Origin of the sequence: Bradyrhizobium australafricanum (assembly GCF_020329495.1) — a bacterium.
Taxonomy (GTDB): domain Bacteria; phylum Pseudomonadota; class Alphaproteobacteria; order Rhizobiales; family Xanthobacteraceae; genus Bradyrhizobium; species Bradyrhizobium australafricanum.
This window is the reverse complement of record NZ_JAGKJL010000032.1, coordinates 1-14,968: the sequence shown is the minus strand read 5'-3', so window position 1 is coordinate 14,968 and position 14,968 is coordinate 1. Positions and strand designations below refer to the sequence as shown.

16 protein-coding genes and 1 pseudogene are annotated in these 14,968 nt (G+C 62.7%); 5 read left to right on the top strand and 12 right to left on the bottom strand.

Annotation, left to right across the window (positions count from 1 at the left end; all coding sequences use genetic code 11):
• Nucleotides 1-60 precede the first annotated feature (60 nt).
• Nucleotides 61-768, bottom strand: coding sequence for a L,D-transpeptidase (locus J6525_RS26060; protein ID WP_225646859.1), 708 nt, complete (start codon nt 766-768; stop codon nt 61-63).
• Nucleotides 769-1,120: 352 nt separating this feature from the next.
• Between J6525_RS26060 and J6525_RS26055 the strand changes: the two genes are divergently transcribed.
• Together J6525_RS26055 and J6525_RS26050 are read left to right on the top strand one after the other, a co-directional pair.
• Nucleotides 1,121-1,816, top strand: coding sequence for a hypothetical protein (locus J6525_RS26055; protein WP_225646807.1), 696 nt, complete (start codon nt 1,121-1,123; stop codon nt 1,814-1,816).
• Nucleotides 1,817-2,099: 283 nt separating this feature from the next.
• On the top strand, nt 2,100-2,354 hold the full coding sequence (locus J6525_RS26050; protein ID WP_063790162.1) for a hypothetical protein: 255 nt from the start codon (nt 2,100-2,102) through the stop codon (nt 2,352-2,354).
• 206 nt (nt 2,355-2,560) lie between these two features.
• Here J6525_RS26050 and J6525_RS26045 read toward each other — a convergent pair whose 3' ends face one another.
• On the bottom strand, nt 2,561-3,640 hold the full coding sequence (locus J6525_RS26045) for a metallophosphoesterase (RefSeq protein ID WP_225646858.1): 1,080 nt from the start codon (nt 3,638-3,640) through the stop codon (nt 2,561-2,563).
• A 496-nt stretch (nt 3,641-4,136) separates the two neighbouring features.
• Between J6525_RS26045 and J6525_RS26040 the strand changes: the two genes are divergently transcribed.
• Nucleotides 4,137-4,901 carry a hypothetical protein gene (locus J6525_RS26040; RefSeq protein WP_225646806.1) on the top strand — a complete coding sequence of 255 codons (765 nt, stop codon included), beginning with the start codon at nt 4,137-4,139 and terminating at the stop codon, nt 4,899-4,901.
• A gap of 184 nt (nt 4,902-5,085) precedes the next feature.
• Here J6525_RS26040 and J6525_RS26035 read toward each other — a convergent pair whose 3' ends face one another.
• Complete coding sequence (locus J6525_RS26035; RefSeq protein ID WP_176937047.1) at nt 5,086-5,226, bottom strand: hypothetical protein; 141 nt, start codon at nt 5,224-5,226, stop codon at nt 5,086-5,088.
• Between the two features lie 85 nt (nt 5,227-5,311).
• On the opposite strand from J6525_RS26035, the gene J6525_RS26030 reads away from it, so the two are divergent.
• Nucleotides 5,312-6,307, top strand: a complete 996-nt coding sequence (locus J6525_RS26030) for an LLM class flavin-dependent oxidoreductase (protein WP_225646805.1) — start codon at nt 5,312-5,314, stop codon at nt 6,305-6,307.
• Nucleotides 6,308-6,345: 38 nt separating this feature from the next.
• Here J6525_RS26030 and J6525_RS26025 read toward each other — a convergent pair whose 3' ends face one another.
• Nucleotides 6,346-7,578 carry a S1C family serine protease gene (locus tag J6525_RS26025; RefSeq protein WP_225646804.1) on the bottom strand — a complete coding sequence of 411 codons (1,233 nt, stop codon included), beginning with the start codon at nt 7,576-7,578 and terminating at the stop codon, nt 6,346-6,348.
• A 274-nt stretch (nt 7,579-7,852) separates the two neighbouring features.
• On the opposite strand from J6525_RS26025, the gene J6525_RS26020 reads away from it, so the two are divergent.
• Nucleotides 7,853-8,203, top strand: a complete 351-nt coding sequence (locus J6525_RS26020; protein ID WP_225646803.1) for a zinc ribbon domain-containing protein YjdM — start codon at nt 7,853-7,855, stop codon at nt 8,201-8,203.
• 11 nt (nt 8,204-8,214) lie between these two features.
• On the opposite strand, the gene panD is transcribed toward J6525_RS26020, so the two are convergent.
• From panD to J6525_RS25980, 8 genes and pseudogenes are all read right to left on the bottom strand, one after another.
• Nucleotides 8,215-8,604: an aspartate 1-decarboxylase gene (gene panD, locus J6525_RS26015; RefSeq protein WP_157346549.1), complete on the bottom strand. Its 390-nt coding sequence runs from the start codon at nt 8,602-8,604 to the stop codon at nt 8,215-8,217.
• A 242-nt stretch (nt 8,605-8,846) separates the two neighbouring features.
• A complete protein-coding gene (locus J6525_RS26010) occupies nt 8,847-9,149 on the bottom strand; it encodes a putative quinol monooxygenase (RefSeq protein WP_225646802.1) in 303 nt (100 codons plus the stop codon).
• 113 nt (nt 9,150-9,262) lie between these two features.
• Nucleotides 9,263-10,546, bottom strand: a complete 1,284-nt coding sequence (locus J6525_RS26005; protein ID WP_076832148.1) for a cystathionine gamma-synthase family protein — start codon at nt 10,544-10,546, stop codon at nt 9,263-9,265.
• A gap of 182 nt (nt 10,547-10,728) precedes the next feature.
• Entirely contained in the window at nt 10,729-10,989 is a 261-nt protein-coding gene (locus tag J6525_RS26000; protein WP_092086263.1) for a PepSY domain-containing protein, read from the bottom strand.
• A 128-nt stretch (nt 10,990-11,117) separates the two neighbouring features.
• Nucleotides 11,118-11,855, bottom strand: a complete 738-nt coding sequence (locus J6525_RS25995) for an ROK family protein (RefSeq protein WP_225646801.1) — start codon at nt 11,853-11,855, stop codon at nt 11,118-11,120.
• 228 nt (nt 11,856-12,083) lie between these two features.
• A complete protein-coding gene (locus tag J6525_RS25990; protein WP_225646800.1) occupies nt 12,084-12,821 on the bottom strand; it encodes a DUF6065 family protein in 738 nt (245 codons plus the stop codon).
• A gap of 9 nt (nt 12,822-12,830) precedes the next feature.
• A complete protein-coding gene (locus tag J6525_RS25985; protein ID WP_225646799.1) occupies nt 12,831-14,543 on the bottom strand; it encodes an outer membrane beta-barrel protein in 1,713 nt (570 codons plus the stop codon).
• A 168-nt stretch (nt 14,544-14,711) separates the two neighbouring features.
• Nucleotides 14,712-14,968, bottom strand: a pseudogene (locus J6525_RS25980) (IS701 family transposase); the annotation flags it as partial.

Sequence of the window (14,968 nt, the reverse complement as noted above, 5' to 3'; positions counted from 1 at the left end):
GACAACCATCGCCGCACAAAGGCGTCTCTGGCAGCGCCTGGGGCCGACGGCCGACGCAATTTACGCCGGCAGCACGATCACCTTCGTTTTGAGGGGCGTTCGCGAATAGAGGTCGATCATGTCCTGACTGAGGAGGCCGGTACAGCCGCTCGTAATACCGTTCCCGATCGTTTCGGGGGCGCTGGTGCTATAGATCGTGTAAAGCGTGTACACCCCATTTTGGTAGAGGTAGAGCACGCGCGCGCCAAGTGGATTGTCGAGACCCCCAGCCATGCCGCGAGCATATTTGCCCGCCTCCGGCTGGCGCGCGATCATCTCCTTGGGCGGCGTCCAGGTCGGCCATTCGGCTTTGCGCCCGACATAAGCCTCCCCGCTCCACCGGAACCCATCGCGGCCGACATTGGCGCCATAGCGGGTCGCGTTTCCTTCGCCTTCGATGCGGTAGACATAGTATTTGCTCGGATCGACGATGATCGTACCGGGCGCCTCATCGCTGTGGTACTTCACGGTCTTGCGAAAATATTTCGGATCGACCTTACTGACGTCGACCGCGGGGATCGGGAATTTCTCGTCGGGCACGGGCCCGTAGACCTTCTCCGCCTCGGCCAGGCTCATGTAGTCGGACGCACAACCGGCCAGGCTCAGTGCGGCGAGACCAGCAGCAGAACCGACCAGAAACGCCCGGCGGTTGAGAAGCCGCGACCGAGGCCCAGGCAGAGCGCCCTCGCCCATAGCACCAGCGTCGGCAATTCCACGGTCCATGCTCATGATTTCTGATTTTCCCTTGTCCCGTTGCGCGGCCGAAGCAGACTTTGGCATACAGTAGAAGGGAAAAGAAAAGTTCTTCGTCATTGTCTGAGGTTGACCAACAGATGGTCTTGTGAATCCTTCCGAGAACAATGCGAGAACTTCGGCGGATTACGCTTCCGCCTTCGCTCAATGAGCTAAAAGTCGGCGGGTCACGCCTTCGGCTAATCCGCCCTACGCGATGGCAACAACTGATTGATCACGTTTTCATGCGATTGATCTGCGGCGCTTTGTCGGACCAAATTAGTATGGAATCACCGCCCCGCCACCCTGCCGCATTCCATGCGGAAAATGAATCGAAGGTGAAAACCCAATGAGACGCGTTGTCCAGGCTTCGCTCGGACTCCTCGCATGGAGCATTCTCCAAACCTCGCCCGCATCCGGCCAGCTCAAGGGCAACGCCGACAACATTTGTCGGAACGGATATTTCCCGCGCGAGAGCACCGACTACAGGCTGGCGAAGATCAAAGGCGCAGCCGGCGACAGGATCTATTTCCGCGGCGACGGCAACGAGCGTTGCCCCGACGACCAAGCCTGTCGTCTGAAAACTTATGTCGTTCGCAACGATGAAGTCATTGTTTCCCGGACGTCAGGCAAGTTCGCATGCAGTTGGTTTCAACCTCGCAAGGGCACTGAGACGGTCGGCTGGATCGAGATCGAAAGGCTTGCGTGGCAGGAGGACATACGAGGACCGGCAGAACGGGATTGGCTCGGCGAATGGCGTGCCTACGACAACGTCATTCGCATCTCGAAATCGAAAGAGGCAGGTCAGCTGGCCATCAAGGGCGAGGCCATTTGGGGTTCGGGCAGCCGCACCCATTCCGGCGAGCTTGATTACGAAGCAAAACCTTCAGACGATAAGATGAAATTCGGTGACGGGACGGACGAACTCGACTGTCAGGTCACGATGCAGCTCGTCGGCAAGTTACTGGTTGTCGGCGACAACCTCCATTGCGGCGGGACAAACGTCTCATTTTCAGGTGTCTACCAAAAGAGACCGACGCGATGAGCATCTCGCGGCTCGTAGGGCGGATTAGCGCAGCGTAATCCGCCCTTCGTCGCGGTAACGCCGAGCGGCGGGTTACGAGGAGTCTATCATCGGACACGCGCTCCGCGCGATCCGTTGGCGAACCCACCCTATTCGTTACGTGCTTGTTCGTTTCGCTCAGGCCGCCTTCGCTGCACCTCGATCGCGAAGAGATTGGTGTGAAGCTGGCAAGATCATTGCCGCTGTCAGACCGAGATCGGCGGGACGAAATCGACCCGTTGCGGACGTAGATGGGTCGGCCATAATGTCTTCTTTTCAAGGCAATTCGGTCGGAGGCGAGATGGTCGATCCGTGGCCCGCAGATGCAAAGTTTCAAATGGGTGACTATGCCGCCAAGAAGGGGCGAGCATCATGGCGCGGTCGAATCGTTGGTTGGTATCGTACGGATTTGACCAGGCTCGGATATGCGATCGAGAGCTACTTCGAGCCCGGCTCGGTGCAGATTTACCCGGAGACGGCGATCGACGCATGGCAGCCGCCGGCCTTGGAACGTGAGTGACCGATTCTCACCCTCCTGCGACCTTCGGAACGTTTGCTCGTGCACAAATCGGAAGCCTCGTAGCCCGGATGAGCGAAGCGATATCCGGGACCGGCATCGCCATACGCACGACCGACCCCGCATGTCGCTTCGCTCATGCGGGCTACCGCTGCCGCCCTGGCCGAGAAACAGACCGGACACCGCGCATCGCATGCGCAACAAATCGATCAGACGCCTTCAGCCACACGCAACGTGATCCGCGTCAATTCAGAGGGGCGGCCGAGCCGCAAGGCAAAGCCCGGCCAGAGCGCGGTACCGTTGTTGACGTAGAGCGTCATCCCGTCGACGTCGTAGCGGCCGGAGACGAAGCCGGCATTGGCGCGCGCGGAGAGCTGCAGGGCGACGCCGAGCCGCGCTGCCTTTCGTGCGTCGCTCGGCTGGTGGTCGAGCAGGACGACGGGCGCGCCTTTCGGGGCGCCGTCGAGAACCGCGGCAAGGTCGCGGATCGAATGCCCCCGGTGGCGCGAGGCGCGGTCGGTGATCCCTGCGATCACGAGCTTGCCGGCGCCGCGCTCGAGCACGATGTGCCGGTTCTCGAGCGAGCGCAGGCCGAGCGCTTCGTAGTGCGCCATCCAGCCGTCATAGCCGAAGATATATTCGTGATTGCCCGAGATCACGTAGACGCCATCGGCTGCCATCAGGTCGCGCAGCGGCGCGATGTCGCCCCGCCGCGCGTCGATGGTGCCGTCGATCAGATCGCCGGTGATCGCGATCAGGTCCGCGCCGAGCTTGTTCGATCGCTCGACCACGGCGCGCGCCCATGGCGCAGGAAACAGCCGGCTGATGTGCAGATCGGTCAGTTGCAGGATGGTGTAGCCGTCGAACTGCCGCGGAAGTCCCCTTATGCCGACCTCGACATCCCTGAGCGGCGGAATGCGCATCGCCTGATGGACGCCGATCGCGGCGGCGGCGGCCGCGAGCGCTGCAAGTGCGTAGCGGACGCCGTCGGGCGCGCCGACGAAGCCGCCGTGGATCAGCGCTGTGACCAGCAGCCCGGCATCGAGCGCCAGTTGCAGCAGCGCCAGTAGCATGATCGCGCCGAACGCCCAGTTGAACAGGACGACCACCGGACGCGGAAACTCCGGCGAGAATTCCGATCCCGACGACAGCCTGTTCCAGCGGTGAAACTGCAAGGCGACCAGCACCAGCAACGCGGCGACGATCTTTGCCGGCAGCGGCCAGTCGAGCGGCCAGATGAAGCGGGCCAGGATCAGCAGGCTGGTCAGGCCGAAGATGAGCTGGGGAATAGGTCTCGCTCCGGATCGGATCGGTTAAGACTGTGCGGGTCGGCGCCCAGCGAAGGTAGGGTGGATCGGCCGCGCGCGTAAGCCGCCATCATCAGCACATTTTCGGCAAGTCGCGCGTCGCCGAAACGCCCTGCGCTTTTGTCCCGGTAGCCCGGATGAGCCAACGGGTCGCGCGAACGCGCGCCCGATGACAGGCTCCACGACATCCGGGATCCGCCTCGCAAGAACACATCACCGGCCCCCGCATATCGCTTCGCTCATGCGGGCTACTGCGCGCGTTGCTGTGGAGCGCAAGCCGGAGGCCGCGTTGACACCTCGGCGGAGGTCCCCTGGCACCTTCCCCATCAGCATATCGGCCCCTCCCGAAAAAGGAACTTGAACGTCGCTCATTTTTATGCCAATTATTGAACAATGTTCATTTTTGTCGGAGCCGGCGATGCAAACGACCTTCCGGATGGACGGATTGACCAGGTTCGAACGGCCCGTGAAACCGTGGATGAAAGTCGCCCCGACGATCGTCACGATCGGCATCATCGCAGCATTCGCGGTGCACGGGCGCATCGCGCAGCCGGCCGGCTACAACGATTTCGCCGACCACTCGGCCGTCTTGGGCATCCCCCACGCAGGCGATGTCTTGTCGAACATCGGCTTCGCCCTGGTCGCGATCTGGGGCTGGCTGGCGCTGCGCCCTCACCGCAACAGCGATCGGCTGCGCGCCGGCTGGCCGGGCTACCGCCTGTTCCTGATCGGACTGTTCCTGACCGCATTCGGGTCCGCCTTCTTTCACCTTGCCCCCGGCAATGGCCGGCTGACCTGGGACATGCTGCCGATCGCACTTGCCGGCGCCGGCCTGCTGGTCGGCGTCCGCGGCGACACCCGGCCGGAATCGAAAACGAACATCGAAGCGATCGTGCTCGGGCTTTACGCCGCCGCCAGCGTCGCGTGGTGGGTCGCCACCGACCGGCATGGTGCGGGCGACCTGCGACCGTATCTGCTGCTGCAGGTCCTCCCGCTCGTCCTGATCCCGCTGTGGCAATCGATCTATCGCGCGCCGCGCGCCGACCGCATCGCATTCGCCGCCGCGATGATGTTGTACGTTGTGGCCAAGATCGCCGAAGTGCTCGACCACCAGATCGCGAACACGCTTCAGTTCGTCAGCGGACACACCTTGAAGCATCTGCTCGCGACTTCAGCCACGGCCGCAATCGTCTGGGGACTGACGCGTCGGTTCTCCGATAGCGGTAGTCGAGCGTGCGAATGAGGACTGTAGGATGGGTAGAGCGAAGCGAAACCCATCAGGCTGCAAGCCGAGTGGCGAGATGATGGGTTTCGCTGCGCTCTACCCATCCTACGCTACGCTGCTGACCGCAGAAGCCATTGTGCAGCAATGGGCTGCCTGCACTATTTCGGAATAATGGAAAAATACCACCGATTTGCCCGACGCGTCAAGTCGTACTTCCGAGTGCCGGCTGCAACCTGCTCCTTTGCATGGGGTTGTTTTCGATATTTTGGATGGGCAGCCCTGCTTCGTCGATCGCATCAGGCGGATTGACCGGCATGGCGACCGCATCCATATGCATCTGCATGAACCGGCTGTTCCCCGCCGTTTCGCATCCACCTGGACACAGCCAAATACCATCGGCTCCCCGTCCCTAACGCTCCGGAGTCGCCGTGGCCGCCCTCTCCATTCTCGATCTCGTCCGCGTCACCGAGGAAACCGACGCGCGCGGCGCGCTCTACAACGCGCGCGATGTCGCCGTGCATGCGGAGGCGCTCGGCTATCGCCGCATCTGGGTGGCGGAGCATCACAACATGGCGGGCATCGCCAGCGCCGCGACGTCGGTCGTGATCGGGCACATCGCGGCAGGAACCAAGACCATCCGGGTCGGCGCCGGCGGCATCATGCTGCCCAACCACGCGCCCTATGTCATTGCCGAGCAGTTCGGCACGCTGGCGCGGCTGTTTCCGGATCGCATCGACCTTGGCCTCGGCCGCGCCCCGGGCACCGACCAGCTCACGCTGCGCGCGCTGCGCCGCACGCCGGAATCCGCCGAGAACTTTCCGCAGGACGTGCTCGAGGTGCAGGCCTTCCTCGCCGCTGCCGGTCCCAACCAGCGCATCCAGGCGGTGCCGGCCGCGGGCACCGACGTGCCGCTGTGGATTCTCGGCTCGAGCAATTTCGGCGCGATGCTGGCCGGCGAGCTCGGCCTGCCCTACGCCTTCGCCTCGCACTTTGCCCCCGAGCTGCTGATCCAGGCGCTGCAGATCTATCGCGCCCGCTTCAAGCCGTCGGAGCAGCTCGACCGCCCCTACACCATGGTCGGCGTCAACATCATTGCCGCCGACACCGACGAGGAGGCGCGGCGGCTCGCGACCACGCAGCAGATGTCGTTCACCAACATCTTCCGCGGCGCGCGCGGCCTCAGCCAACCGCCGATCGGCGACATCGAGAGCTACTGGTCGCCGTCGGAGAAGGTGCAGGCGATGCGGATGCTCGCGCGCTCCATCATCGGCTCGCCCGCGACGGTGCGCGCCGGCATCGACGCGCTGGTCGCGGAGACCGGCGCCGACGAGCTGATGATCGTGTCCGACGTCTATGATCACCAGAAGCGGCTGCGATCGTTCGAGCTGATCGCCAAGGCCGGCGGGATCACACCGCAGACGTAGCCTGCAGGATGGGTAGTGGCCTACGCACTAACGCAGCCTCACTTCGGCGCGCCGGCGGGCGCCTGCGACTGTGCGAGCTGTCCGAGCGTCACGCTCAGTGAATTCGGCGCATTGTCCCGCAGCATCGAAAGCTTGACCGAACTGCCCGGCGCGCCCGCATAGACCTTCTTGGTCAGCTCGTTGGCGCTCTTGATCGGCTCGTCATTGACCGAGGTGATCACGTCGCCCCGCCTCAATCCGGCCTTCGCTGCCGGGCCGCCGGTCTGCACGCCGACCACGACCGCGCCGTGCAGATTGTTCGCACCGAGGCTTTCGGCAATGCCGGGGGTGATCGATTGAATCTGGGCGCCCATCCAGCCGCGCGTGACCGAGCCCTTGTCCTTCAGCTGCGGGATCACCGTCTTCACGGTATCGGCGGGTATCGCAAACGCGACACCGACCGAGCCGCCGGAGGGCGAGAAGATCAGGCTGTTCACGCCGATCACCTCGCCATGCGTGTTGAAGCTCGGCCCGCCGGAATCGCCGCGGTTGATCCGCGCGTCGATCTGGACGAAATCTTCCGAAGATCCAGTCTCCAGATCGCGCGCACGCGCCGAGACGATCCCCGCGGTGACGGTGTTTCCGAGGCCGAATGAATTGCCGGCCGCGAGCACCCAATCGCCGGTGCGCGGCGCTTGATCCGCGAGCTTGACATAGCTGAAGTCGGTCCGCCCATCGACCTTGAGCAGGGCCAGGTCGCTGACCGGATCCTTGCCCAGCACCTTCGCCTTGTAGACCTTGTTGTCGCTGGTGCGGACATCGGCGCGGTCGCTGCCGCCGAGGACGTGATTGTTCGTCACCGCATAGCCGTCCGCCGAGATGAAGAAGCCCGAACCGATCGAGGTCATCTCACCCAGCTTCGGCAGATTGCCCGGTCCGCGCCCGCCGGGATTCGGAACGGCCCTCCCCGGCGTGTCCTGATCGGGCGAGCCGTCCGGCCCGAGAGAACCGCCGGGTGAGTCGCCGGGAGACGAGTCGTCGTCATCCGCCGCAGCCGCCACCTTGGCGTTGACGCCAATCACAGCCGGCCCGACCTTCTCCGCAAGGTCGGCGAACTCGCCGGGACCACCATTGCCATGATCCGCGCGCGAATTCGCCGGCTGTGCGTGGGCAAGACTTGCGGTTACAAGACTTGCGGTTACAAGGCTCGCGCCCACCAGCAACGCCGACGTGAAGGCGGCGGTAACGAGCGACGTGCGAAGGCAGACGAAGGCCGGATTTCTCTGATTCATCTTCCGCGTCCATGTTTGGGATCAGCCGATTGCCCCTGGATGAATTGCCGGCCCGGACGCGACGATCAGTGAACCGTTCCCCGCGAGCACAGGGGCGCAATGCCGAGCGACGAACGGCAACGGATAGGGGCGCGGACCGTTCCACCGGCATCCGCGGGTGGACGAGTGGCTCGTCACCTTTGCGCCGCTTTGCGCATCAAATCGCCGGGTTTTTGCTTGCTTTGGCCGCCTGTGCCTCTACGGTGCGCCCGCAACGACGGAGACGATCTCGACTATGGACGCCGCAATGAACTGCCCGAAATGCAATTCCGAGCATGCCTATCAGGACGGCGTTCTCTGGGTTTGCCCGGAATGTGCCCATGAGTGGAGCAGCGATGCGGCCGCGGCCGCCGAGACCGCCCAGCAAGCGGGCGTGCGCGATGCGCATGGCAACCCGCTGACGGACGGCGACAGCGTCATCGTGATCAAGGACCTCAAGGTCAAGGGCTCGTCGTCGGTGGTCAAGGGCGGCACCAAGGTCAGGAACATCCGCCTCACCGAGGGCAGCGACGGACACAACATCGCCTGCAAGATCGACGGCATTGGCCCGATGAATCTGAAATCGGAGTTCGTCAAGAAGGCCTAGCGTAGCCCAGCTTACGCATCCGCCAAGGCTTTCGCCGGTGAGGCGGCAGCCTTCGCGATGTGCCGGTTCTTGTCGTCGACCAGCACGACCCGCGGATGAAATTTGCGCGCCTCGTCGGCGTCGAAGCTGGCATAGGCGACGATGATGACCTTGTCGCCGGCCATGGCAAGCCGTGCGGCCGCGCCGTTGAGGCCGATGGTGCCCGATCCCGCCGGCGCCTCGATCACGTAGGTCGAGAACCGCGCGCCGGTGTCGATGTTATAGATGTCAACACGTTCATTGATGAGGAAACCGGCGGCCTCGATCAAATTGCGGTCGATCGAAATCGACCCCTCATAATGCAAGTCCGCTTCGGTGACGTGCGCGCGATGAATCTTGCCTTTCATCAAAGTCACTTGCATCGAGACCATCCCGTATCGTTGCGTCGGAATTTTCCGGGCCGCCAATAACGGCGCGCCGCCTCCGCGTCAACGTTGTCCGCTCTCGCGCTCGCTTCGAGCGCAGTTCCGCCGCGATGGGTTTGCCCTGAAATCGCCGACCGCGCCGGTCTGCAATGCTCCGCGCCGCCCAAATCGAAGAATGAACGCGCTGCGGCGGAGCCTTTCCGGAGCAAGCTATTATTTGTGACCCGGTGGCGAACGCCCTACTCCTCCTTGCTCGCAATCTCGTTCGCCAAGACCACTATTACCTCGCCGTCGAGGATCGGCTTCGCGACCTCAAAGAAGCGCGCCACAGCCGGCGAATTGTTGTGCCGGTCCATCGCCGCCTGATCCAGGTATCGCTCATACGTCGAAAATATCCGCGGACTGTCGACATCCTGCGAGACGTAGTAGCCGACGGTGGACGGCTCGTTGGCGCGGACATGCTCGACGACGTCGAGCAACGCCTGACGCATCGCCGCCTCATGGCCCTTCTTCGCGCGGATGATCGCCGTGATTGCCAGCATGCACTCTCTCCGGAGGTTTGGTAGCCCGTAGGACGGGTTTCGTGGAGTTTATCATCGGGCCGCGCGACGCGCGGCCCCGTTGGCTCGACCCATCCTACACGCTTTTGACTGGCTCACACCCGGCTCAACGCCTGCGCGATGTCGGCCACCAGGTCGGACGGATGCTCGATCCCGATCGAGAGCCGGATCGTCGAATCCAGCACGCCGATCCGTTTGCGGATGTCGGCCGGCACGCCGGAATGCGTCATGGTGGCCGGCAGGCTCGCGAGCGACTCGGTGCCGCCGAGGCTGACTGCGAGCTTGAAGATCTGCAGCGAGTTGAGGAATTTCTCCGCCGCCTGCTGCCCGCCGACGATATCGAACGAGAAGGTCGAACCGGCGCCGCTGCTTTGGCTCGCGAACACGCGCCCCGCAGGCGACGCCGGATCGTGATGGCCGAGATAATGCACCTGCGCCACCTTGGGATGGTCGCGCAGATAGTCGGCGACGATCCGCGCGTTGCGGTCGGCCTTTTCCATGCGCAGACTGAGCGTTTCCAGCGAACGGCTGATCATCCAGCAGGAATGCGGATCGAGCTGGGTGCCGATCGCGCCGCGCAGCGCCTTGATGTCCTTCATCAGCTTCTTCGAGCCGAGCGCCGCGCCAGCGATCAGGTCGGAATGGCCGCCGACATATTTCGTCAGCGAGTACAGCGAGAGATCGGCGCCGTGCTCGATCGGCCGCTGAAACACCGGCCCGAGCAGCGTGTTGTCGCAAGCGATGATCGGCGTATGGCCCTGTGCCTTGCCGATCGCGTCGGCGATGCGCCGCGTCAGCGCGATATCGACCAGGCCGTTGGTCGGATTGGCCGGCGTCTCGATGAAGATCATCGCGACACGGCCCTTCTTCATCGCCTCGTCGGCAGCAGCGCGGATGACACTCTCGTCGAGGCCGTCAGCAAAGCCCACGGCGTGAATCGAGAAACCAGCCAGCGTCCTGGTGAACAGCGTCTCGGTGCCGCCATAGAGCGGCTGCGAATGCAGGATCACGTCGCCGGGCCGCGCGAAGGCCAGCACCGTGGTCGAGATCGCCGACATGCCGGAGGAGAACAGCGCGCAGCTCTCGGTGCGCTCATAAATCGCAAGCCGGTCCTCGACGATCTCGCTGTTCGGATGATTGAAGCGCGAATAGACCAGCCCCGCCCCCATGCCTTCTGGAGGCTCGCGCCGGCCCGCGACAAAGTCGAAAAAGTCCTTGCCGTCCTCGGCGGTGCGGAACACGAAGGTCGAGGTCAGGAACACGGGCGGCTTGACGGCGCCCTCCGACAGCTGCGGATCGTAGCCGTAGTTCAGCATCTGGGTTTCCGGATGCAGCAGGTGATTGCCGATATGGGTTTTGGACGGAAACGGTTTTGTCATGGCCGGTCTCCTGTTCACGGGCCGCCGCGCTGGCGGCGATTCCCGGAATGATGGGACCAGCATACCCCAGCTTTATGCCATTCAGCCAAAGCACGGCATCAGACAGTTCTGGATAACGAACGGCCGGCGTGCGCCCTGCTCCGCCGGCCGTTCCGAATGTCACGCAGTGGTGAAGACGCGGGCTACCAGCCGCGATCCACGTTGCGCACCTCGCCGGTCCGCGCGTCGACATCGACCTTCATCCAGCGGCCGAGGCGGTCACGCCCCTCGACCTCCCACTCGTCGCCGAGGAACTGGGTATTGGACACCGTCACGATGCCGAGACCGGTCGCGACATCGAGCGCGGCCTCCATCGAGATCTGGCTACCGGAATCGTAGGCCATCGCCGGCGTCGCTGCGCCGATCGCCAGGGCCGCGATCGCGGGAATAATGAAACTTCGCATGGCTCACTCCTCATGGAACAGGATGTTATGCCGCATAAAACAAGCGGCGCACCCATCAGTTCCGACAACAGGAGTGCGAAGCAGCGCGAAACTTCGGCAGTTGCGGCAATTTGGTGGCGGTTCCGGCTTCATCGAGCCGCGCCGTTCGCCTTGCGCGCTCGCTTCTTCCACATTCGAAATCCGCCCTCGAACGCGTTGGCGTTGTCGCCGAACCTCACCTTGGGCGGCGGGTTGTCGACCTTGTCGGCATTGCCGCCGCCGAGCACGATATACTCGGGCTCCAGCGCGGCGGACAGTCGCGCGATGACGTCGTCGACGCTCTTGCGCCATTTCTTCCGGCCGCGCCGCTCGAGACCCGCGGCGCCGACATAATCCTCGAACGTCGCGCCCTTGCGGTATGGCAAATGACCAAGCTCCATCGGCTCGTAAACACCGTCCACGATCATCGCGGAGCCGAGGCCGGTGCCGAGGCCGAGAAACAGCATCCGCCCGCCCTGATAGCTGCCGATCGCCTGCATCAGCGCATCGTTGACGACCCTGGTCGGGCGGCCGAACGCCCGGTGAAAATCGAAGCCGGCCCAGCCGCGGCCGAGATTGTGCGGCTCGGTCAGCGGACGGTTGTGAACGACGGGTCCGGGATAACCGACCGAGATCACATCATAGGACCAGTCCTTGGTGAGCAGCTTGACCTGCCGCACCATCTCGGTCGCGGACAGAGTTGGACCCGAGTCGAATTCGCGCTTGATGCGCTCCTTGTCGGTCATGACCTTCACATGCGTGCCGCCGACGTCGATCACGAGCACCGTGCGCCGCGACGCGGGCCTGTTCGCTTTCTTGCTGGTCTTGTTGCCTGCCTTCTTGGCCATCAATCCGCTCTCCTATGCGCGCCGAGTGGAGCAGAGAAACGCATCGCGCACCACAGCGACGTTCTGCATCTGACTCCAATTTGTTCGCCAAGAACGAATCGGAATCGAACAAGTCAGGAGAGTCCAAACATTAAGAAGTCGTGTACATCATCAACGGCGCGTAGCGATTGCGCTGCGGGGCGATGTGGGGCCGTGCGCTGTCCGCACAAATTCGGCCCGTCGGCCGGACTAATCCTTTGACACGAAATCCTTCAAGCGAAGCCGGCTCCGGTGATCCGCATGCGTTTCCTCGCCCGAGGGATTGAGGCCCCGAAAATAGGTCTTTTGCCACCGCTGCTGCGTTGCCCCCGATCCCGGGTCCTGCAAGTCGGTATTGAAGGCGTTGCGGCCTTCGGACCACAGTCTGTGCTCGCGCTCGATGTCGGGCGCTTTCGATAATGGCAACGCCTCCGGCTCGATCCGCTCAAGACTGCCACGCTCAATCGGAAAAAGATGGCAATAGGGCTCCCCCCGCTCAAATCGTATCTTTGTGTTTGAACGCGTGAATCGCCAGTTCATCGTGAAGGTGTACGGTGACCAATCCGTCTCGATGACCCCGCTCAACGGCGCAATGGCGTCTTTCGGCCTGTTGATGGGTCCGGTGACAAAAAGGTCGAAACCAGGATCGGTGCGGAACAGGCACGGGACGTGGAAGGTCAATACACCATGTCCGAAGTGGCTCACAGCCGGCGCGTCGGTGCCGAGATCAGCCTTGACCCGAATGGTCTCCTTATGATTGAGCCCGTCCCAACGAGCCGAGAAGCCTGACGGACAGAGCAGTTCCCAGCCATGGGCGTTTGCAATGTTGAGTGGCAGGCAGCGGTACGCATAGCGCTGGTCGGAAGCATCCATCCAATCGCGCTCGGGCGATGCAGGCCGGATGTGAACCGCATGGCCGTCCATCGTATAGGCAATGAGCTTTGGCATCACCCAGCCTTATCGCGAGAACCAGCTGCTGCCGCTGCTTGGCGGACCAGTCAACTTATAGCTCAACCCTACGCGAACAATGTTTTCAGTCAATTTCGCCGAGTGGTCCCAGGCGTACGCGCTGAGCCCACCGATGTTCTGCGGTGCCGGGGCCGTCCGATCACCGAGATCGACATAGAGATATTCGAACTTCGCGCTCCAAGGGCCGCTCACGACGGCCTCCCAGCCGACGCCCGCCGTCCAGCCCGGCTTCACACGGGAGTCGGAGCCCGCAAATCGAAAGCCACTGAAGCCGGGAAAATCTGTTGCCGTCGAAAATGCATAATCCGCATAGGCGAGGCCCGCGGTCACGTACAGCATGTTCGATTGATTGGCCAGGAATCCCAGACGCCCACGGACCGTGCCGAGGTAATTCGAGCGAAAACTGTTTTCCCAGGTGGTTGATACGCCGGCCGCGAGCGGAAACGGCCCGCGCAGCTGGGACGATTGCAGATCTGTGTAGTTGATGTCGGTCTCTAGTCCGATTACCGTCTTGTCATACTGCACGTTGCAGGAAAGGCCGCCGCCGGCAGTCAGCCCGCCCGCGTTCCGGGTACTGATCGAGCCCGCCTGCTGAGCGGCGATTTCGGGAAGGACGCCGTTACGTTGCGCGAAATCGATGATGGCGCCATTTGGATCGGAAGAGAATTGCGCCTTGGCTGAACCATACCCCGCATTCACGCCGACACTGCAGCCAGTCCAGCTGAACGGGGCGACTGGCGGCGGCGCCTTGACCGGCATATAAGCGGCCAACGCCGAGTTCGTCTCGTCGAAGCGCATCCGGAAATGCGCTTTCGCCTCCCAGGCATCGATCCCGGGTGTGAAGAATGACAAATAGCCGCCCGATAGCCACAGTTCGGCTTGCGATCCAAGTTGGGCGCGAACGCCGCCACGCAGCTGTCCATGCCAGCGCGTGAGCCCAATGTCGGTGCCGTCGATCGTGGTAACGGTATCGACAAGCTGTTGCGTGTCGTATCGCAACGTTGCCTGGACGAACGGCTGCAGTAGGAAACGCTGGTCGACCACAAAATCTCGATTGACCTCCACAGAACCTTCGACGTGGCCCCAGCTGTAGGCCTGGCCGGGGATGGGAAATCCCTGGCCGCTTGTAACGCCCCCGACGTCGTCATGAGCATGAAAAAACGTGAACCGGGGCACGACGCGCGCCCATGGCGTATCGACAATCTGGGTCAGGCTCGCCGATAGAAACACGCGGTCGACAGGCATATTGGCACCATGGCCGAAAACGTCGAAGGCACGATCAAGCCGTGCGTAACCGAGCCAGGCATCAAACAGTGTCGTTGGGCTGACGAGCCATCCCAGGTAGGGTCCGCCGCCGATTCCCGACTGGTAAATCGATGCATTCAGTCCGTCGTAGGTGACTTTGGTGCTTTCAGGATTGAACGCAAAGCCGGCAACGAGATCCGGGCTGACACGGTAGTCGAGCCCGTATGTGAGTTCAGACAGCGTGCCGTACGACGTGAGTCCGACGATGCGGTCGGTGAAATTGACCTGGCGCGGTGTTACCCAAGCATGCCAACCGTGGCCGATCGACGCATAGGAAGGATTGGTGGCGATGCTTGCGTACTGGTTGAACCCCGCAAGGATCGCGTCCGAGATGAAGTAGCTGCGCGCAAAGTCCGTCCCCAACGCGCGTGCGAGGTTCGCATGCGGCACCGGCATTGGCGATGGCGGCGGAGGTGGCCCCGGCGGCCCTGGTGGCGGTGGCGGCGGCGGTGGTGATATCGAACAGACCTGGTCACGGAACGCATTGACATCGTTTGATATGGATTTTTCGCCGATCAGAGGTCCTAGCACTACTTTGGCAGATTGTGTTTTCGCCGCTGTTTTTCACGGATCTGCTTTCGGCAATATGGGCACTGCTGAGACGGCGGCCGAAGGATGAGATCGACGATGGCGTGACGTACGGCTGGCATGGTTGGCTGAGGCGGAGGCCCGTTGATTCTTTTTTTTCCGCCCCGCGTATGCGAGGCGACGATGTTGCAGGAAGGCGTAGGCAATCATTGTCATCAAGGCGTGGCGATGAAGACCTTGCCATGATCGCCCTTCGAAGTGATCAAGTCCAAGTTCCTCCTTCAACTGCTGAT